19 protein-coding genes are annotated in these 18,619 nt (G+C 70.0%); 2 read left to right on the top strand and 17 right to left on the bottom strand.

Annotation, left to right across the window (positions count from 1 at the left end; translation table 11 throughout):
* The 6 genes from AOK17_RS29455 to AOK17_RS29480 all read right to left on the bottom strand — a co-directional run.
* The coding region (locus AOK17_RS29455; RefSeq protein ID WP_055615610.1) for a carbohydrate-binding domain-containing protein at window positions 1-1,362 on the bottom strand (1,362 nt) is incomplete at its 3' end.
* Window positions 1,359-2,156, bottom strand: a complete 798-nt coding sequence (locus AOK17_RS29460) for a polyphosphate polymerase domain-containing protein (protein WP_055615611.1) — start codon at window positions 2,154-2,156, stop codon at window positions 1,359-1,361. The genes AOK17_RS29455 and AOK17_RS29460, both read right to left, overlap by 4 nt.
* Entirely contained in the window at window positions 2,153-2,779 is a 627-nt protein-coding gene (locus tag AOK17_RS29465; RefSeq protein ID WP_055615612.1) for a DUF4956 domain-containing protein, read from the bottom strand. The genes AOK17_RS29460 and AOK17_RS29465 overlap by 4 nt, the downstream gene beginning before the upstream one ends.
* 248 nt (window positions 2,780-3,027) lie before the next feature.
* Window positions 3,028-3,945: an alpha/beta hydrolase gene (locus tag AOK17_RS29470; RefSeq protein WP_245697430.1), complete on the bottom strand. Its 918-nt coding sequence runs from the start codon at window positions 3,943-3,945 to the stop codon at window positions 3,028-3,030.
* 149 nt (window positions 3,946-4,094) lie between these two features.
* On the bottom strand, window positions 4,095-4,685 hold the full coding sequence (locus AOK17_RS29475; RefSeq protein WP_055615637.1) for a TetR/AcrR family transcriptional regulator: 591 nt from the start codon (window positions 4,683-4,685) through the stop codon (window positions 4,095-4,097).
* An 83-nt stretch (window positions 4,686-4,768) separates the two neighbouring features.
* Window positions 4,769-5,584 carry an oxidoreductase gene (locus AOK17_RS29480; RefSeq protein WP_079053341.1) on the bottom strand — a complete coding sequence of 272 codons (816 nt, stop codon included), beginning with the start codon at window positions 5,582-5,584 and terminating at the stop codon, window positions 4,769-4,771.
* Between the two features lie 241 nt (window positions 5,585-5,825).
* Between AOK17_RS29480 and AOK17_RS50890 the strand changes: the two genes are divergently transcribed.
* On the top strand, window positions 5,826-6,071 hold the full coding sequence (locus AOK17_RS50890) for a hypothetical protein (RefSeq protein WP_157881423.1): 246 nt from the start codon (window positions 5,826-5,828) through the stop codon (window positions 6,069-6,071).
* A gap of 21 nt (window positions 6,072-6,092) precedes the next feature.
* Here the strand turns inward: AOK17_RS50890 and AOK17_RS48965 are convergent, their stop codons facing one another.
* Complete coding sequence (locus AOK17_RS48965; protein WP_079053342.1) at window positions 6,093-6,272, bottom strand: DUF397 domain-containing protein; 180 nt, start codon at window positions 6,270-6,272, stop codon at window positions 6,093-6,095.
* A gap of 3 nt (window positions 6,273-6,275) precedes the next feature.
* Window positions 6,276-7,118, bottom strand: a complete 843-nt coding sequence (locus AOK17_RS29485) for a helix-turn-helix domain-containing protein (RefSeq protein ID WP_055615614.1) — start codon at window positions 7,116-7,118, stop codon at window positions 6,276-6,278.
* A 237-nt stretch (window positions 7,119-7,355) separates the two neighbouring features.
* On the opposite strand from AOK17_RS29485, the gene AOK17_RS29490 reads away from it, so the two are divergent.
* Window positions 7,356-7,802, top strand: a complete 447-nt coding sequence (locus tag AOK17_RS29490; protein ID WP_055615615.1) for an ATP-binding protein — start codon at window positions 7,356-7,358, stop codon at window positions 7,800-7,802.
* A 125-nt stretch (window positions 7,803-7,927) separates the two neighbouring features.
* Here AOK17_RS29490 and AOK17_RS29495 read toward each other — a convergent pair whose 3' ends face one another.
* The 9 genes from AOK17_RS29495 to AOK17_RS29530 form a co-directional block, all read right to left on the bottom strand.
* On the bottom strand, window positions 7,928-8,350 hold the full coding sequence (locus AOK17_RS29495) for a hypothetical protein (RefSeq protein ID WP_055615616.1): 423 nt from the start codon (window positions 8,348-8,350) through the stop codon (window positions 7,928-7,930).
* 163 nt (window positions 8,351-8,513) lie between these two features.
* On the bottom strand, window positions 8,514-9,884 hold the full coding sequence (locus AOK17_RS29500; protein WP_055615617.1) for an MFS transporter: 1,371 nt from the start codon (window positions 9,882-9,884) through the stop codon (window positions 8,514-8,516).
* Window positions 9,885-10,082: 198 nt separating this feature from the next.
* Window positions 10,083-11,066: an intradiol ring-cleavage dioxygenase gene (locus AOK17_RS29505; RefSeq protein WP_055615618.1), complete on the bottom strand. Its 984-nt coding sequence runs from the start codon at window positions 11,064-11,066 to the stop codon at window positions 10,083-10,085.
* Window positions 11,067-11,231: 165 nt separating this feature from the next.
* Entirely contained in the window at window positions 11,232-12,188 is a 957-nt protein-coding gene (locus AOK17_RS48970) for a JmjC domain-containing protein (protein WP_055615619.1), read from the bottom strand.
* Window positions 12,073-13,659: a hypothetical protein gene (locus AOK17_RS50895; RefSeq protein WP_063997309.1), complete on the bottom strand. Its 1,587-nt coding sequence runs from the start codon at window positions 13,657-13,659 to the stop codon at window positions 12,073-12,075. The genes AOK17_RS48970 and AOK17_RS50895 overlap by 116 nt, the downstream gene beginning before the upstream one ends.
* Window positions 13,656-15,071 carry an MFS transporter gene (locus AOK17_RS29515; protein WP_055615620.1) on the bottom strand — a complete coding sequence of 472 codons (1,416 nt, stop codon included), beginning with the start codon at window positions 15,069-15,071 and terminating at the stop codon, window positions 13,656-13,658. The genes AOK17_RS50895 and AOK17_RS29515 overlap by 4 nt, the downstream gene beginning before the upstream one ends.
* Window positions 15,068-15,910: a hypothetical protein gene (locus AOK17_RS29520; protein ID WP_055615621.1), complete on the bottom strand. Its 843-nt coding sequence runs from the start codon at window positions 15,908-15,910 to the stop codon at window positions 15,068-15,070. Before AOK17_RS29520 ends, AOK17_RS29515 begins: the two co-directional genes overlap by 4 nt.
* Window positions 15,907-16,800 (bottom strand): multinuclear nonheme iron-dependent oxidase, encoded by an 894-nt coding sequence (locus AOK17_RS29525; RefSeq protein WP_157881424.1) that lies wholly within the window; start codon window positions 16,798-16,800, stop codon window positions 15,907-15,909. Before AOK17_RS29525 ends, AOK17_RS29520 begins: the two co-directional genes overlap by 4 nt.
* Window positions 16,801-16,840: 40 nt before the next feature.
* Window positions 16,841-18,619, bottom strand: a complete 1,779-nt coding sequence (locus AOK17_RS29530; protein WP_055615623.1) for a B12-binding domain-containing radical SAM protein — start codon at window positions 18,617-18,619, stop codon at window positions 16,841-16,843.

The following is an 18,619-nucleotide window of genomic DNA, read 5'->3' on the forward strand; positions in this document are numbered from 1 at the left end:
GCCTCCACCGCCCCCACCGCCTCCGCCGCCTCCGCCACCCGGGCCTCCGCCGAAGCCGCCACCACCGCCTCCGCCATTACCCGAGGAAGTCGTACCGCCCGCCGCGTTGATCCCGTCGTCACTGGAGCGGATGTCCACCGTGCCGCCGTTCACGGAGATGTCGGCGCCCTCGATGCCCTCGACGGCGGACGTGACCTTCAACGTCCCCTTGTCGACGGTCAGATCGCCCTCCGCGTGGACCCCGTCGTCACCGCTCGCGGCCGTGACCTTCGCGCCGTTGACGTGGACAGCACCATCGCTGTGGACGGCGTCGTCGGAGGCGTTCACAGCGACGGTTCCGCCCTCAAGGACGTTGATCACGCCCGCCTTCAGCCCCTTCGTGGACGCGTCGTCCGAGGGCTGCGTACCGCTGCCGCCGCCGCTCTCGACGGTCAGCGTGCCACCGGTGACCACCAGGTCGGTGGCCGCGTCGACCCCGTCGCCCTTCGCGGTCACCTTCACCGTGCCGCCGCCGACGGCGACGTAACCGGAGTCCTTGTCCTCGGAGTTGTCGGCCTTGAGCCCGTCGCCACCGGCCGTGACGGTCACCGAACCGCCCTCGACGATCAGGTAGTCCTTACCGCGGATGCCGTCGTCCACGGCATCGACCACGACCGTGCCGGAGGCGATCACCAGACCGTCCGTGCTCGTGATCCCGTCGTTGCCGTTGCCCCGCACGGTGAGCTTCCCGTCGCCCGTGACGGTGAGGTCGGCAACGCTGTGGAGCGCGGCATTGGCTTCGACGTCATCGGCGTACGAGTCGGCGTCACCGAGGGTGTTCTCGCTGCCGTCGGCGAGGATCACGACGGCCTCGTCCGCCTCGGTGATGTCGATCGCCGCACCGGAGGAGTGGGAGATCTTCGCCCCGTCGAGCACCAACTTCACGTCCTGGTCAGGGGCGTTGACGACAATCTGCCCGTCGGAGAGGGTGCCGCTGATGCGGTAGGTACCACCGGCGGTGATGGTGACGGTGGCGCCTTTAGCGGTAGCCCCACCCCCGTCCACGGAGGCCGAGTCGCCCTTGAGCTGGATCTCGACGGCGTCCGACTCGTCCCACTCGGCGTCGGAGTCCCCGGCGTGCGACTCCTTGTTGTCGGCGAGCACGGCGGCGGCGTCCTGGCCTCCGTCCACGGCGGCTGCGGACCCGCTCGTACCGTCGGAGCCCGACGAGGAGGCGCCGGAGTCGGAGTCGCTCCCGGAGGAGCACCCGGCGAGCGCGGCCGTGGCGAGGGCCATCGAGGCGAGGGCACCGACGGCCTTCGTACGAAACCGTCGTGCCCTCTTCGGAGGCGTGCTCGGCTGGGTGTTGAGGTAGGTCTTCATGCTGGGCTCCCGTCGAGCGCGGTCGGAAAGTGGCGCCGCAGTACGGGCAGCCAGCGGTTGGAGGGCAGGTCGGGACGCAGGGCGGCGAGCCCGGTGCCGTACTTCGACACGGGACAGGGCCGGTGCTTCAGCGACCAGAGCAGCCGGTCGGCCCCCGAGCCCGCCCGGCCCGACTTCGTCTCGACGATGGCCCGGTCCGGCGTACGCAGCGCGGTCCCGTCGGGCAGTGCCCAGGTCAGATCGGTGTCGACGGTCAGCCGGCTCCCGGTGGCCGGGAGGAAGAGGGTCGTACGCCGGTAGTACGTGGTCAGCGCGGGTACGAAGCGCAGACGCCCGGAGTTGATCCCGGCCTCGGCGAGTACGGTGTCGGCGTAGGCCCGGGCGCCGGGTCCGAGCCGCCGGACGTCCCCCTCGTACGGGATGCGCTGCTTGACCGTGGTGCCGCGCGGGCCACGCGTCTTGACCTCGAAGTAGTGACGCCCGGAGTCGAGGTAGGTACGGATCCGCAGCTTGAACCGCCGCCGCCGGTGCCGGGCCGCGCCCAGGTACCCGTCCATCTCCGGGGTGTCGAAGTAGACGGACCGGTACGCGAACTCCCGCGCGCCGTCCACGTCCAGAACCCGCGTGTCCTCGTCGAGGCCGCCCAGCACGAGGGGCAGATCGGCGACCGGCAGCATGTACTTGCGGTCCAGCCGGGTCAACAGCGAGGCCTGCGCGACGAGTTCGTCGAGCCCGATGGGCGGAAGCGAACCGACCACGCGCCCGATGGAGTCGACGGGGTCGAGGGCTGTCATGCCCGCACTCCGCGCCCGCGGGGGGAGTCGTCGGTACGGGGGTCGCCCTCCCGGGGCTTGGTAACCGCGGCCCGGGACGCGTTGGGGACCACATACCGGACCTCGACGAGCGTCGTGTCGTTGACGAGGTCGATGCCCTTGACGGACAGGTTCAACACCCGCCCGCCCAGGAGGACTTCGAGGTGCGAGCGCAGGGCCTCCTCGTCGGTGTACGCGGAGTCCAGGCGCAGCTCCCGCTGCCGGTGGCGCGGGAACAGCCGGGGATGGTCACCGGCGTACAGCGTGGCCACGACGAGCACCATCAGCCCGGTGTGGAGAAGGTCGAGGGACTCGGACAGCCCGGTCAGCAGACCGAGCGCCAACGCCGAGAAGTAGTAGGCGATCTCGTGCTGCGCGATCTCGTACGACCGCAGCCTGATGATCGACAGAACCCCGAAGAGCCCCATCCCCATCCCGATCCCGACCGACGTCGACCCGAGCACCATCGCCACGGCGAGCACCCCGACATTGACACCGAGAAACGCGGCGACCAGGTCCCGCCGGTGATGCCGCGGGAAGTAGACCGCGAAGGTCAGGAGGGAGATGGCGACGAGATCGGCGCCGACAAGAAGCAACCGGTCCATGTCAGCGGTCTCCCTGGGATCTGCCGTCGACTGCGATGAATACGCTCATGCCGACGACGATCAGGGCTCAACCTGTGGGATCCCTTTGGGTTTCCTTAACCACCGTTGAGAAGTACGCCCGGGAAACCCGGGGTGAACTCGACGCCACGGAAGCCGTGTTCCCCCCTTCCCCCTCTTTCCCCTCGTCCACGGTCACGGCCGACGGGTGGGTATCCGCATGGGTCGGGCACTGGGGCCGTACCGCTCGGTCAGATCTTCGTCTTCTCCCGGACCCACGCGCCGATCTGTGCGATGGCGGTGTCGGTCTCCGGAACCCGGCCGGCACCGTAGACGTACGAGTGCTGGCCTCCGGGGACCACGACGGTCGCCGTGTCGATTCCGGCGTCCTTGACGCGGGCGGCGAACTCCTCGTCCTCGCCGGCCAGGACTTCGTACGTGCCCCAGGAGACGAGGGTCGGGGGCAGGCCGCTCAGGTCCGCCCGGTTCAGATTGATCCGGGTGTCCGTGAACTCGACGCCCGTGCCGCCGATCCAGGCGTCACGGAAGAACTCCAGCAGATCCTTGCTGAGGATCTTGTCCGTCTCGGCGTTGGCCGTGATGGTCTCGTTGGCGATCTCAAGGTCGCACCAGGGGGAGATCGACACGATGGCGCCGGGCAGCGGCTGCTTCTTGTCGCGGAGGCGAAGCGCCAGGGCGACGGCGATGAACCCCCCGATCGAGTGGCCGATCGTGATGATGTCTCCCGGCTCGTACCCTTCGGACAGCAGCCAGTTGAAGGCCGCCTCCGCGTCGTCCACCTGAGCCGGGTACTTGTGTTCCGGTGCCCGCCGGAAGTCCAGGACCAGTACGGGGGCTCCGGCGGCCTTGGCGATATGACCTGCGAGCTTTCGGTCGACGTGTGCTGACGCCAGAACGGAGCCCCCGGCGTGAGTGTGCAGGAGGACGTGGTCGGTGTGGGCGTCGACGGGTTCGCACCAGATTCCCAGCACGCCACCCGCGTCCACCTCCCGATAGGTGACGCCTTCCGGCTCCCGGGCCGCGAGATGGACCTGCTCCGCCTGGATGCGCGCCGCGTCCAGCTCGGACGGGGGATTCGCCCCTGTGGCCAGCCATTCCGCGAACGCGATCGCTTCCGGGCTCAGTTCGACTGCAGCGTGCTCGGACACGTGGTACCTCCATGGGGTCATTTGGGCATACCGGCCCGCCAGGACCGGTATGGCCGGGGGTTGTCAGGCGGTGTGGTGTGGGTGGGGCAGTCGGCGCAGCCGGGCTCGCCGCCGCCGTAGAAGGTGGTGATCGATACGCGGATGACGTCTCAGTCGTCTTGCTCGGCATCCAGCAGCGCGAGGGCGTTGCGGATGCCCTGTTCGAGGAGTTGGTCGGCGAGTTGCCGGTCGGTGAGGGCACGGGAGAGCTGCAGCGTCCCGGCCATCATGCCGAGGAGGCCGAGTGACTTCAGACGCGCCGACGGCGGATCGTGGGGCGCCAGGCGGGCGGCGAAACCGTCGATGAGAACGAGCGCGCCGTCGGTGTACGCCTGTCTGGTGGGATCCGTGGAGCGTCCGATCTCGTCGAGCAGGGCGGCGTTGGGGCAGCCGTCCTCGACGTTGTCACGCTGCTCGGTGGAGAAGTACCAGCGAATCAACTGTTCGAGTCCGGCCCGGCCGGGCGCCGCCTGCGCGACGATGTTCGCGTGCTGTGCGCGCATCTGGTCGGCGACCGCGGTGGCGACGAGTTCGTCCTTGGACGCGAAGTAGGCGTAGAAGGTGCCGTTGGTCAGCCCCGCGTCCTTCATGAGCGTGGCGACTCCGGAGCCGTCGATACCGTTGCGCTTGAGCCGGCGACCGGCCGTCGCAATGATCCGCTGCCTTGTCTCCTGTTTGTGTTCCTTCGTGTACCGCACCATGCGTTCCTCCATCGCGGCCGGGGCCTCTGCTCCGGTTACCGCCCTGGTCGGGGAATCAGCGCCCTTGAAGCCGGACCGGGATGTCAGGTGGGCATGCGGTTGTTCTTGCGGATCTGCTTGTCGAACGCTCCGGCGGGGACGAGGCGGCGCGCCTTGGTGACGCGTGAGGCCAGCGGGCCGGCGGTGTAGCGCAGCTTCGGCTTCTTGTCGGTGGCCGCGGTGACGATCACTTCGGCGACGACGGCGGGGTCGTCACCGTCCTTCATCGCAACCGCCATCACCTCGTCGAAGACGCGCCGTCGCTCCGCGTACAGAGGCAGCGGAGTGTCGGGCTGCGCGGCGTTGGTGTCGAAGCTGGTCCTGGTATAGGCGGGCTGGACGAGGAGGACCCGGACGCCGTGCTCGCGGACCTCGTGGTCCAGCGACTCGGAGTAGCCCTCGATGGCGTGCTTCGACGCGACGTAGAGGGCCATGAAGGGCTGTGGGGCGACCCCGAGGACGGACGAGATGTTGATGACGCGTCCGCCTCCCTGGGCGCGCATGTGCGGCAGGACGGCCTTCGTCATACGGATGACACCGAGCACGTTGATGTTCAGGACGTTCTGGGCCTGGGCGACGGAGTTCTCCTCGACGGCGCCCGCCGAGCCGATGCCCGCGTTGTTGACCAGGACGTCGATGCGTCCGAACCGGGCGATCACCTCTCCGACCGCGGCGGTGGCCGAGTCGTTGTCGGCCACGTCGAGATCGAGGTACGTCACACCGGCGGGCGGAGTGAGTCCGGAGGTCTTGCGGCCGGTTCCGATCACTTCGAAACCCGCCGCGACGAAGGCGCGGGCCGTTTCCTTGCCGATCCCCGATGAGGCCCCTGTCACGAGCGCCACCGGCCGAGTTGTCGCCATCAGGACTCCTTGAGTTTTTGACTTACGTTCGTATGCCTTACGTTCGTACGACCATAAGGGGATCGTCGGTCGCTGGCAAGCGGCCACGTCCGGCATTTCGAGAAGGGAGGCGGTGTCGTCCGGTCAGCGGATCCGGGGCAGGGCCTTGTCCGGGTGCGCGGCGTGCACGTACTTCACGGCGACGGCGGGGTGAACGCCGAAGAGGTGGACCGGGTCGGTGACCTCCCGGGCCTCATCCAGGATGCGGTCGGCCCATACCTGCCGTGGCAGCGCCCCGACCTGGTCGAACGCGGCCCGTATCGCGCAGCCGGCCGGTCACCAGGTCGGTGCTGAGGTCGTCGAAGCAGACGAGGTGGGTGTGCTCGGTCCGCCGCACCGCCAGGGTCCGGTGGGCAAGGTCAGGCACGGCCGGGCCGAGCCGGGCGACCTTCACGGCGGGCCGTCGAGCTGGTCCAGGACCCCGGCCACGGTCGCAGGGCGTACGTGAACTCCTCGTCGTCGTCCACGGTCAGGGACGGTTCGCCCGGAGGTGGTGGAGGAGGGCGGCAAGGCCGGTGGGGGTGGCGGAGAGTATTCGGGCGGGGTCATCGCTTTCTCGGAGGAGCAACAAGCCGTCTCCGGGGGCGAGTTCAACGCACTCATTGCCGTCTCCACCACCGGAGAATGAGGACTTCTGCCACTGGATCACGGCTCACAGCTCCTTAGTCAGTCGGCTGATGTAGTCCCGAGACTGGGCAGGTGTCAGCGCTGCCGACTCCACCCTACGGAAGAGCGTTCGCATGGCCAGCAGTCGAGCAGAGGCGTCCAGGAACATCGAGCCGTACGGGGCGTCCCGCTGCACGGTGTCCAGCGCCGGTACTCGGCCACCGGCGTAGAGCATCATCGCGCCCGCCCCGGCAAACCCATCGGCGTCGAACGGGATTACCCGCACGCTTACGTTCGACCGCTCCGACTGGCTCAGCAACTCGTCGAGTTGAGCACGGGCACCCCGGCGATCGGCAACGCGCGTGCGCAGTACGGACTCGTGGAGCACCGCCTCGTAGGGGACTCCGGAGAGGATCTGCCGGCGGCGCATCCGGTGCTCCACACGCAACTCCACCTCGTTCTCGGGAAGTTCCGGCACCACGTACGCGAACACCGCCCGCGCGTACTCCTCGGTCTGGAGCAGCCCGGGCACGTGGACGGTACCGACCACCCGCATGAAAGTGGCGTGGTGTTCCAGCTCCGCCAAGTCCTGGAAGACGGCGGGCAGCACACCTCGGTACTCCTCCCACCAACCGCGCGTACGGTCTGTCGCCATCTCCACCAGGGCGTCGATCAACTCGGTGTCGGAGCAGTCGTACTGCACCCCGAGCTTGCGCACACGCTCTCCGCTGACTCCCGCGTTGCCCGCTTCGATCTGACTCATCTGAGCCGGGTTCGTCCCCAGCAACGCTGCCGCCTGCCGGGATGTCAGCCCCGCCGCCTCCCGCAGTTTCCGCAGCTCAGCACCAAGGCGTACTTGCCGAGCGGTCGGCTGAATCCTCGCGGGCACACTGCCCCCACTTCCTGAACAACACGGTCCTCAGACGGGGTTGAACGTCCCCGATCGGGTGTCAGGCTACGCGAACGACTTGCCTGGGCGAAACATTTGGCCCTACCGTCGGTGACGCGACTCACACTCTGCGGAACCCCGGGACCCCGGAAGCGCACCGCCCCGCCATGCCACGACGGGAGCGACACAGCCACCGCCCGACGACCGCACCCCTCCCTCCCTGACCAGGAGTTCGTCATGCCCGCACCCGCATCCGAAGACCCGTTCGGCGAACCATGGCAGTACACCCTCTCCCTGCCCAACGACCCCCGAGCGGTGACGATCTGCCGCCGCACCCTCCGTCTGATCCTCACCCTCCACGGCCTGCCCCACCTCACGGAGGTGGCCGAGCTGGTCGCGACGGAGCTCGTGGCCAACGCCGTACAGCACACGAAGGGCCCGGCGGCCATAAGGCTTCGCTGGGTGGCGCCGGTCCTCCGTATCGGCGTATGGGACACGGACCCCAGACCTCCCGCAGCCCCAGCCCTGGCGGCCACGCCGAACCCGGCCCTCGAATCGGGCCGCGGCCTCACCCTCGTGGAGGAGTGCACGGACAAGTGGGGTTGGTACTCCCTGGGCGCAGCAACCCAACTACCCCACACCAACGGCAAGTTCGTGTGGTGCGAACTGGCCCAGACGGCGTGAACGCCCCGCTCACCCCCGACAAGCGACTCGGCGCGTACTTCTGTAGATGGCTTCTACGTAGATTCAATCTACGTACTCGGATGTCGCCTCACCGGGTCCGGACAGGCTCTCTCTACGGGAACTCGTTACGTCCGGACCTGATCTCTCTGGTGTCGGCGTAGGCCCGGAGACGGCATCCCCGCGGACGACAGGCCCGGGGGCGGGGCGATGCCCAGCGCCGTGCGCGCCGCGCGGACGTGGTGCATGCCCTCCAGGGCGGTGCGCGTCACCACCGCGTACTCGGCGGGGGTGCGGGCGGTCGCCAGTTGTTGCCGGGCGGTGCGGTGGCGTTCGGCGGCGGCCGACAGTTCGCGGGCCGCGGTCCGGTCGGCACGCGCGCCGACGGTGAAGGCGGACAGGCTGCCGCCCAGCCGGACCACCCAGCGGTTGGCCTCGGCCTCCGCGTCCAGGTCGGACATGGCGCCCCCGCCGCTCGACCGCCGCTGTACGACGACCGCGGCCACCGCTCCGACGATCAACAGCAGTGCGAGCAGCACGGCGAATCCCATGATGTCCTCCGGTGGTCTCCTCCGGCACTTCCGGTCTCCTGCGGGAGGCTCTCATCCCGCACAGCCCATGAGACTCCCTGCCGCTGTGCGTCTCCGACGAGAATCCTGTGCGCCACCTGATCAGATGCCCACAAATTGCCGAACCATGGCCGCCGAGCGGATGTCAGCGAGCCTCGCCCGTCGCCACCTGCCCCTTCACCAGGGCAGGCTCACCCACATCGGAGCCCGAACCGGACCCCGACCCGGTCCCGGTACCGCCGCCGTTCCTGCGGATCAGAGCCACCCCGATCACCGCGAGGATGGAGGCCGCCGACAGCGTGTAGAGGCCGCCGTTCGTGCTGCCCGTCGAGTCCTTGAGGTAGCCGAAGAGGGTGGGGGAGACGAAACCGCCGAGGTTTCCGATGGAGTTGACCACCGCCAGACCCGGCGCCGCGATCTTGAGGTCGAGGCCCGACTGGGCCATCGGCCAGAACAGCGTGGCCGCGCACTTCCCGCCGACCGCGGCGAGCGTGATGGCGGCGAGCCCGAACCAGGGTGAGCCCAGGGTGGCGAGGTACGTACCCGTCGCCGACAGGACCAGGGCCGCGGCCAGATACGGGCGCCGGTCCCGGGCACGGTCGGTGAAGTGGGCCATCGAGTACATGGCGATCACGGCACAGATCCACGGGATCGCCGACAGCAGCCCCACCTGGAAGGGCGAGAGGCCGCCGATGTCGTCGACCAGGCTCGGCAGCCAGAACGTGATCGCGTACCCGGTGAGGGCCATCGCGAAGAAGACGGAGGTCAGCACGGCGACCTGCGGGTGCAGGATCAGCCTGATCCGCGACACCTTCGGCGCCCGGCTGCGGGCCTCCTCGTCACGGGCCACCGCCGCGCTCAGCGCGTCCTTCTCCTCCCGCGTGAGCCAGCGGGCGTCCTCGATACGGGAGACGAGGAAGAAACCGGCGACGATCCCGACGACGATCGAGAAGGCGCCTTCGAGCGCGAACATCCAGCGCCAGCCGGCGAATCCGCCCGCCCCGTGCAGCTCCAGCAGGGCACCGGTGATCGGACCCGTCACGATGTACGCCGTCGCCGAGCCGCCCAGGAAGATCGCACTCGCCCGGCCGCGGCTGGAGTCCGGCAGCCACTGGGTGAAGTAGAGGAGCACACCGGGGAAGAAGCCGGCCTCCGCGACCCCGAGCAGGAAACGCAGGGCGTAGAACATCGTCACGTTGTGGATGAAGCACATCGCCACGATCACCGCGCCCCAGGTGATCATGATCCTGGTCAGCCAGACCCGGGCCCCGAAGCGCTCCAGGAGCATGTTGCTCGGCACCTCGAACAGGGCGTACCCGATGAAGAACAGGCCCGCGCCGAGACCGTACGCGGTGGCGCTCACCCCGACGTCGGCCCGCAGCTCGTCCTGGACGAATCCCACGTTCGTCCGGTCCATCTGATTGACCAGCAGCATCAGGACCAGGATGGGCAGCATGCGGCGCAGGAACTTGCTGACCGCACGACGCTCGGCATCCGGTATCGCGACTTCCGACATCGTTGTCTCCCTTAGGTCGCACATGTACGTGAACCGCGATCACGTACGCGGGAACCTGGGGAACGTAGCGGAGGCAAAACTTCCGGGTCAATGGGTTGGACTTGAATCATGTATATGAACGGATGCGGCAAGGGGGTGCGGGCCCGGGGTCCCACTCCCCGGGCCCGCCCTGTGATCAGCTCGCCTCGCCGAAGCGGACTACGAGGCCGAGGCGGAGGCGGACGTGGTCGCCGAGGCGCCCGGCTGCACCGCGTCGTCCGTGCCCTCGTGGGTCGCGTCCGGGTCGACGCCCATGGTGATGGTGCCGAGGACGCCCTTCGCGATGCCGTTCTTCTTGTACTTGAGCTTGAGGAGACCACCGGCCGTGCCGGACTGGTCGTAGATGGTGTCCTCGGTGAGCGTCGTACGCTCGGTCGTCGACGTGGAGTACGGCTCGACCTCCGCCGAGGCGAGCACCGACTCCTCGTCGAAGAAGAACTGGCCGGTGTGGCAGGTGTTCCCGCCCTCGTAGCCGGCGTCCGTCCAGGTGCCGCTGACGTGCACCTTGGTGTGGATGTGGACGCAGCGGCCCCGGTACCAGCCCGGGAAGACCGTCTTGAACGTGACGAAGCCCTGCTTGTCCGTCTTCCACGTGCCGCGCAGGTAGCGCTTGTCGTCGGTCGGCTCCTCGTGGCCGCCACCGCCGCCGCCCGCGGGCGGGGAGCCGGTCGGCGTGCCGGACGGAACGTCGGTCGGCGTTCCGCTGGGCGGGGTGCCGCCACCGCCGCCGCCGGAGGAGAGGTCCTCGTACCCGGAGTACAGGCCCAACGCGTCACAGTGCCAGATGTCGACGGCGGCGTTTCTGATGGGCTTGCAGGTCTCGTTGTCGATCACCTTGAGGCGCAGGGTCAGCGGGATGCCCTCCCGGTCCTCGGTGATGTCCTGGCGAAGCTTGTCCGCGTCGATGTAGTACGGGCCCTCGGTGGTCTCCGACGTGAGCTTGTAGCACGTCTCCGAGGAGGTGGAGGAGGCGGTCGGCGAGGCGCCCTTCTTCGTCTGGCCGGCGTTCGCGGTCGCGGCGATCGTGCCGCCCACGCCCACCGCGGCGACCGCCGCGCCACCTGCCACGACGACCTTGCGACGCGTCACGTTCCGCTTGTGTTTCGGACCCTGGGCTGTTTGATTTCCTTGGATTCCCGTCATGGACAGGGAAGTTAGGTAAGAAGACTGTCAGGGACGTGGGCACGGACTGTGGGTTGCTGTGTCCATGAAGAACGTGGCGCGAATCGATCGCATACGTACCTCTCACGACCGTGGCCCTACCTCTCGCAACCGTGGCCCTGCGACTCACGACCGGAGCCCCGCTGCTCAGCGGCTGCCGCGGGTCTCGGCCGCGCGGCGCGACAGGTCACGGACAAGGGCGGCCCGGTCCACGCGTCCGAGCGCTTCGGCGAGCCGGGTCAGGAGCTCGTCGGCCGTCTCCTCCCGCTCGGCTCCGGTCCCCGACAGGGTCGCGTGGTCCGGGATGCGCGCGAGACAGGCGCGTACGGCCAGTTCGACCGTGTCCCGCAGTCGGGGCTCCCTGATCGCGACGGTGACGTGCACGGACTCCGTGTCGAGGGTGCGGGTGTGGTGGGCGATGCCCTCGGGCAGATACAGCACCTGGCCGGGCCGCAGGTCGACGGTCCGGGCGCTCGCCAGGTCCTCGACGTATCCGGGGCTCCAGTCGGCCGCGTCGCGCGGGGTGTCGTACAGATACCAGCGCTTGGTCCCGGAGATCTGCACCACGAACAGGTGGCCGTCGTCGCGGTGGACGCGCAGGCCGTCCTCCCCCGCCCGCGTCCAGAACGCCACGGCCCCGGCTTTGGCCGAGAACAGCTGTGCCAGGCGACGGCACAGCAGCTGGGCAGGTCGGTGCCACTCGTGCAGGTTCTGCACGACCACGGTGGCCCCGGCCGCCAGCTGGAAGCGGACCTTGGCCCCGTCCACGTAGCCGGCCCGGGGGTCGCCGGACACGTGCATGACCCTGGTCAGCGCCTCGGGCGGCACCGGGGTGCCGCCGCGCATCGCGTTCAGCACCGGATAGTGGAGCAGGCTGCAGTCCAGCCAGTCCTCCAGGTCCTGCCGGGACACGATCGCGGCGACCTCCTGCGCGGCGTCGAAGACTGCGTGCGCCTCACCCCAGGGCAGGTCGTCGGCGGTACGGGGGTCACGGCAGAGCAGTCGGAGCCCGTCCCGCGGGCCGGTGGTGGGCCTGGCCACTGGGCCGGTCGCCGTCGCCGCCGGGCCGGTCGCCGTCCCGCTCGCTGCCTCGGTCGTCGTCATCGGGCCTCCTCATGGGGTCGGGGACGTGCGGTGCGTGCGGGTTCTTGCAGGTACGTGCGGGTGCGTGCGGTGGTGTCGGCCCGGGAAGCCGCAGCGCGTCCAGGAATCCCGCGGCGGATCCTGCCGGGCCGGTTCGGGCCAGCGCGCTCCGGAGCAGCGCCCAGGCCTCGTCCCGGTCCACCCAGCTATCGCCCCCACCACAGCTGTTGCCGTCGCTGTCGCTGCCGCCGTCGCCATCGCCGAAACGGGCGTCGAGTTCGGCGCGGACGGTGTCCCGCCAGGCGTAACCCGCGAGGTATGAGCGCCAGTGCAGGACGCGGGTCTGCCGCAGCAGGAGGAGCTCAGGAGCCCACTGCAGTCCTGTGCCGGCTGCCACGGCCGACGCGGCCTCCAGCGCCTGGGCCGACGTACGGCAGCCCGCGAGGTCCGTGTCGAGCGCCAGGTCTGCCGCCATCAGGCCGCGGCTGAAGCGCTCCTCCTCGGCGTAGAAACGGGCGAGGACCGCGGCGGTCGCCTCGTCGATCCCCAGCCGGGCGAGGAACGCGGTCGATCCCGCCAGGTGCTCCAGCAGCAGGGCCCAGCCCTCCGACCGCAGCGGATCGAACGTCCACCGTTCGACGAGCGGGGCGTCGGCCGGACGCAGCGCGTGCTCGGCGAGATGGGCCAGCTCGTGCTGCAGGTACTGGACCGTCACCGGAGTGACCGCGGTCGGCAGGGACAGCAGCGAGGAACCGGGCAGCCGTACGGGCATCACCATGGACGGGGTGTTCGGGCGCCGCAACACCTTCACCTGGTGGGCCGGCGGCAGCAGTCCGCGCCGCCGCGCCTGACCGACGAGCAGGGTGATCAGCTCGTTGAGCGGGGGCAACGGAGGCAGCGCCTCGCTGGACGCACCGCCGGGCACCCCGCCCGACAGCCCGAGCACGCCCTTGCCGAGCAGCAGCCAGCGCCAGTTGTACTCGGCTGTCGCGCTGCCACGCAGTCCGGCCGGGCGGGCCCAGGCGGCGGCGATCTCCGACAGGTCCCGCACCGGCGCCGTCACCTCGGCGAGCCGCCGTACGGAGTCGTGCGGCAGCGGGAGCGCCGACTCCCCGCACCACCAGGGGAGTTCACCTGCGGCCCGGCGCCGCTCGGCCAGCCACCGCCAGACCTCGTCGGTCAGCTCGCGGGCCTCGGCGCACCAGATCCCGTACGAGGCCCGTCGGCCGTCCTCGTCCGCCTCCAGGTCGAGTACGGACACGGGGGCGGGCACGGGAGCCGTCTCGCCCAGGAGCTCGGCGACGAACCGGGAAAGACCAAGGTCGGCCAGCTCACCGGCGGCCTGCCGGGCACGCCGGGCCGCCGGTACCGGGTCGCGGCCGGCGAGCCCGGCGCGCTCCAGCTGGAGGTCCGCGAGCAGGTCCTCGACGTATACGACATGTGCGGCATCGGGTACGCCGGGGTGTACTGCGTCGGGTACTGCGGCGGTCATGGCGCGCGCACCTCCTGGGGCCCGGTCGATCCGGTCGTAGAGGTGGTGGTCGGTGCCGTCCCCGGGCGTACGGCCAGGGAGGCCACCCACAGGCCCGCGATGCCGAACCCGGCGGCGGCGAGCGGCCAGGCCAGGGCGGTGCTGCCGAGGTCGCCGACGGCCAGTCCGGTCAGGATCAGGCCGCCGCCGGTGAACAGGCTGTTGAACAGTGAGGCCACGGACAGGACGGTGGCGCGGTGGCCGCTGTCGATCCGTTCGTTCATGGCCGCCCGCACACCGGGCATGCACAGGCCGAACGCCGTGGAAAAGCACACGTAGCAGACGATCGAGAGGGCCGGTTCCTTCACGGCGGCGGCGCAGACGAGTGCGAGGGCGCCGGCCGTGGACGCGGTGACGATGACCGTTCGGCGCGCGGACGCCCGGCGTTTCTGCAGGCTCAGGGTCCAGCCGAGGAGCGGGATCTCCAGCAGCGAGCCGACGCTGCGCATCGCGCCGAGCACCAGCAGGTTTCCGCCGACGAGTCCCTCGTACACGACCGTCCACTGCACGCCGGGGATGCCCCGGAACAGCCACAGGAGTGCGGCGGCGACGATCAGGGCGATCAGCACCTTGTCGCCCCGCAGAGTGAGGCGGGTCCCGGTCATGACCTCGCCGAACGACTCCCGCAGCCGTGGCGCGAAGGCTTCCCGGCGACCCGGGGCGGCCGGGGGACGGTCCGGATCCGGGGGGCCGTCCGGATCCGGGCGCCCGGTCATGAGCCGCAGGGACAGTACGGCCGCCAGTGCACAGGTCAGGCCCGCGACGATCTGGGGCAGGGCGAGGTCGAGCGTGCCCAGTGCGGCGCCGGTCAGGGTGCCGAGGACCAGGCCGGCGTTCTCGGCGATCTTTCCCTGGGCGAAGAGCCGGTCGAGGCCGCGCGGGTCCTTGGCCCCGGTCTCGTCGGCCCCGGTCTCGTCCACGGCCCAGGCCTCCAGGGCGCCGGACGCGAAGGTGCCGCCCAGCGCGGAGAGCAGGACTCCGGCGGCAGCGACGTACACACTGCCGCTGAAGAACAGGGCGCTGTAGCCGATCGCGCGCAGGACGAAGCTGATCGCGACCGAGGCGCGCCGGCCGAGCAGGTCGGCCAGGACGCCGGTGGGGATCTCGGAGACCCCTTCGACGATCCACACCGCGGCGATCAGGGCGAAGACCGCGCCCGATCCCATGCCCAGCGACTGCAGCAGCAGGACGGACGTGACGGTGAGGAGCATGTCGGCGAAGTAGTCGAGACCGGAGACCAGGAGATAGCCGCGGCGGACGCGGGTGACGTGACTGACGAGGCCGACATGACTGGCTCGGTCCTGGTCGGCGGAACCCGGCGGACCGGGGCTCGTGCTCTCGTTCTCCGGGCCGCGAGAGGTCCCAGAGGTCACTGGGCGGCCCCGTCCACCAGTCCGGCGCCGACCGCCTTGGCGTAGGTGGGTGTGTCGGCGACGTCCTCGGGCACGGGTACGTCGGCGTCCCACAGCCAGCGCAGCGCGGCGACGGTGTCACCTGTGAGCCGTACCCGGCGGACGCGGTCGCCGGCCGGGGCCGAGACCGGGACCGAGACGACGGCGAGCGGCGCGGGACGGCGTTTGACCAGCAGCAACGCCTCCGTCCACGGGTCCACGGTGCCCCGCTCGCGCAGCAGCCTGCCGTACGCGGGGACGTCGAACGCGGCCTCGGCGGTCCAGGCGCCGGGCACCAGACGGGGGCGGCCGGAGGAGTCCGTGCGGCCCGGGCGCGTGTCGACCGTGGCCCGGCCGAAGAGATACGCGTCCTCGAAGGCGAAGGCCTCGCCGACCCAGTCCTCCTGGCGGGTGATCCAGTCGGTGGACCGCAGGAACCCGCCGAAGGCGGCCGACGCGGTGGCCGCGGGCGGGAACACCGAACCTGGCTGAGCGGGCCGCCGCTGCCAGAACTCGCTGTCCAGGAAGGTGTGCAGGCCTTCCGCGCCGGTCCGGCCGTAGTACGCGAAGAAGGTGACCGGGAAGCTGACGTTCAGCACGTTGGCGACGGTCTTGCGGCGCCGGGCCTGCTCCATGTCGAAGCCCGGTCCCCTGGTGCCCTCGGCGACGACGGCACGCTCGGCCGCGGGCAGTTCGGCGAGCAGTTCGGCCCGCCGCCCCGGGGTCGCGTTGAGGATGCGCCAGGTCGTGTCGGTCACCCGGACGTAGTCGAGAGCGGCTCCTGAACCGGCATCGAAGGTATCGCGGGTATCGAGGGTCATGAGGCACTCCACCAGTGGTCGGCCCGGCGGGCGAAGCGCCGTACGCTGTCCGTCAGTTCGTCGGCGGTCATGCCCTCCGCCTCGGCCATCACCGACCGCAGATGGGGTGCGCGGGGGAGCAGCGCGTCGGCCAGTTCCCACACCTCGTCGCTGACCGGCCAGTCGTGCTTGTCGTCGACAAGGCGTACGCCGCCCTCGAAGCGCCGGACGAACGTGCCGCTCATGTGCGCCTCGACGACCCGGTCCCAGGCGATGTCGTCGTCGCTCGGCAGCACCGGTGGCAGGCCTCGCTGGACCCGCAGTCCGTAGAGGTGGCCGACGTCGATGGTCATCAGACAGTCGGCCCGCTCGGCGATCCGCGTCATCAGGGTGAGGATGTCCCGGTCGCCGACCACGAACGGATAGGGCGCGTTCTCGATGGTCAGCGGGCGGCCGATGACGTCCTGGGCGTGCTTGATCCGGTCCACCGCCCAGTCCACGGCCTCGTCGACGAGCGGCATGGGCACCAGGGACTCCAGCAGGGTCTCCCCCTCGCGGACCCACATCGCGAGGTCGATGTTGAGCCAGGGCGAGTTCAGTTCGTCGGCCCGCTGCCCGAGCAGACGCAGCAGCCGGTCGTCGAGCGGGTCGGTGCCGCAGACGTCCAGGTCCAGCGGGTGGAACAGCGCGTGCAGCCCGTGCCGTCGGCAGAACTCCGCGCAGCGCAGGGCGAGTTCCTGGTCCGTGGCGAGGACTCCGACGCTGTACCAGGTGGCGGTGGAGCCGAGCCTGGTCGCCGTCTCCTCGGCGATGTCCATGTCCTTGATCGAGTCACAGCTGAAGCAGATCCCGTGGACACCGGGCGGACCCAGTTCGGGGATCGGGGATCCTGTGCCGACTGCTGTGGGCATGTGGTCAGTGCCTGCCATTGAGCCAGTCCCTCCCATTGCGCTAGTCCCTCCCGTGCGGAGCGGCGGCGCCCGGGGCCTGCGCGAAGCCTGCCTCCCGCGCGACGGCCTCGGTGCGTTCGATCAGGTCGTTCAGATGGACGTGGTCGTGTCCGAGGCGGGGCAGCAGCGCTTCGAGTCCGTCGTCGTCTCCGGCCTCATCCCCGCCCTCGTCCAGGAGGGGAAATCCGGCCTCGGCGTCCTCCAGCAGCCGTTCCATGAAGAGGTTGGGCGCGTGCCGCAGCGACACGACGTCGAGTTGCAGCCGGGCGTGCGACGCACGGGGGAGGTACGAGTCGTCCGGACCGCCCAAGCCGTCCGAGCCGTCCGAGCCGTCCGAGCCGTCGGCCATGGAGGCGAGCGCGAGCTCCCCCTGCGCCAGGGCGTCGTCGATCCGCTCCTGCCACCGCTTGCGGAAGGCCCGCAGTGTGTCGCTGAACCGCTGCACCTCGGGCAGTTCGAAGAGCGTGAAGGGGCTGGGCAGATCGTCCGGGTCGAAGACGACGCCGAACCGCCGGGCGTAGAAGTCCCGGATCGGCGTGCCCTCGTAGAGCACGAGCGCGGTGTAGAGGTGGTCGTGCGGCACGTAGTCGTAGAACCCGGCCTCGCGCAGGAACTCCAGGTTGGCGCGGACGTCGGGCAGGGTGGTGGCCGGGTCCAGCATGATGAAGTCGAGGGAGATCTCGATGCCGAGGCGCCGCAGCAGGCGTACGGCCGCGACGTTGACCTCGGGCTTCACATGCTTGGCGAGCCGTTCGAGGACCGGTTCCGAGGCGGACTCGATGCCGAGCTCGATGAACCGCAGCCCGCACTCCTTGAGCCGGGGCAGCACCTCGGCGGCCTTGAGGACCTGGTTGACCCGGGTGCCGAAACTGAAGGTGACCTGCGGATCGGCCTCGTACAGCGCCTCGGCGACCTCCAGGGCACGGGTCGGCGAGACGAAGAAGTTGGCGTCGCTGAAGTACACGTGCTCGTAGTTGACGCCGTGCCGCGCGCGGAAGTGGAGCAGTTCGGCGACGACCCGCTCCGCCTCGCGCGAGCGGTACTTGCGGCCGATGGTGAGCACACCGCAGAACGAGCAGTTGTACGGGCAGCTGCGGCTGCTGCAGATCGTCAGCGCGGCCTTCAGCCTGCCCTGCACCTCGTCGAAGTACGTGAGGTCGGGGTAGCCGGAGTGCGAGGTGAACTCGGCGTCGGGGAACGGGATCTGGTCGAGGTCGGGCACGAAGGCCCGGTCCTCGTTGACCAGGAGGCCACCGCCGTCGGGCGCCCGCCAGGTGGTGCCCTTGATCCCGGTCAGCCCGGCCCGGTCGCCCACATCCCCATCTACATCCCCATCCGCCTTCACGCCCACGTCCAGGCCGCGTACGAGGCCGCGTACGAGATCGAGCATCGCCTCCTCTCCCTCACGCCGGACCACGACGTCGACGCAGGAGTAGCGGCGCAGGATGTGCTCGTGCACGGCGGTGGCGTGTGGGCCGCCGAGGACGATCAGGCACTCCGGTCTGCGGTTCTTGATCCACTCGGCCATGGCGATCGCCGCGCGGAACGACTCGTTGTAGACGGAGAATCCGACGACGTCGAAGCGGTCGAGGCCGTAGTGCGCGGCGAGTTCGACGGCGTCGTCCTCGGAGTCCCCGAAGTCGAAGCCCGAGCTGGGGAATCCGGATTTCTCCAGGTAGGCCATGATGTAGGCCAGCCCGATCGGCTTGGACTTGCGGCGGTCCGAGAAGCCGACGGAGGGGTTGACGAAGGCGATGGCCGGCCGTGTCAGCGTGCCCAT

This window comes from Streptomyces phaeochromogenes (assembly GCF_001418655.1).
GTDB lineage: Bacteria > Actinomycetota > Actinomycetes > Streptomycetales > Streptomycetaceae > Streptomyces > Streptomyces phaeochromogenes.

What these genes read in the sequence shown, in the direction of transcription:
- AOK17_RS29460 (WP_055615611.1), bottom strand. Translation starts at nt 2,156, where the DNA reads ATGACAGCCCTCGACCCCGTCGACTCCATCGGGCGCGTGGTCGGTTCG.
- AOK17_RS29465 (WP_055615612.1), bottom strand. Translation starts at nt 2,779, where the DNA reads ATGGACCGGTTGCTTCTTGTCGGCGCCGATCTCGTCGCCATCTCCCTC.
- AOK17_RS29475 (WP_055615637.1), bottom strand. Translation starts at nt 4,685, where the DNA reads ATGGTGCGGTACACGAAGGAACACAAACAGGAGACAAGGCAGCGGATC.
- AOK17_RS29480 (WP_079053341.1), bottom strand. Translation starts at nt 5,584, where the DNA reads ATGGCGACAACTCGGCCGGTGGCGCTCGTGACAGGGGCCTCATCGGGG.
- AOK17_RS50890 (WP_157881423.1), top strand. Translation starts at nt 5,826, where the DNA reads ATGCGGTCGGCCCATACCTGCCGTGGCAGCGCCCCGACCTGGTCGAAC.
- AOK17_RS29490 (WP_055615615.1), top strand. Translation starts at nt 7,356, where the DNA reads ATGCCCGCACCCGCATCCGAAGACCCGTTCGGCGAACCATGGCAGTAC.
- AOK17_RS29495 (WP_055615616.1), bottom strand. Translation starts at nt 8,350, where the DNA reads ATGGGATTCGCCGTGCTGCTCGCACTGCTGTTGATCGTCGGAGCGGTG.
- AOK17_RS29500 (WP_055615617.1), bottom strand. Translation starts at nt 9,884, where the DNA reads ATGTCGGAAGTCGCGATACCGGATGCCGAGCGTCGTGCGGTCAGCAAG.
- AOK17_RS29505 (WP_055615618.1), bottom strand. Translation starts at nt 11,066, where the DNA reads ATGACGGGAATCCAAGGAAATCAAACAGCCCAGGGTCCGAAACACAAG.
- AOK17_RS48970 (WP_055615619.1), bottom strand. Translation starts at nt 12,188, where the DNA reads ATGACGACGACCGAGGCAGCGAGCGGGACGGCGACCGGCCCGGCGGCG.
- AOK17_RS50895 (WP_063997309.1), bottom strand. Translation starts at nt 13,659, where the DNA reads ATGACCGCCGCAGTACCCGACGCAGTACACCCCGGCGTACCCGATGCC.
- AOK17_RS29520 (WP_055615621.1), bottom strand. Translation starts at nt 15,910, where the DNA reads ATGACCCTCGATACCCGCGATACCTTCGATGCCGGTTCAGGAGCCGCT.
- AOK17_RS29525 (WP_157881424.1), bottom strand. Translation starts at nt 16,800, where the DNA reads ATGCCCACAGCAGTCGGCACAGGATCCCCGATCCCCGAACTGGGTCCG.
- AOK17_RS29530 (WP_055615623.1), bottom strand. Translation starts at nt 18,619, where the DNA reads ATGGGCACGCTGACACGGCCGGCCATCGCCTTCGTCAACCCCTCCGTC.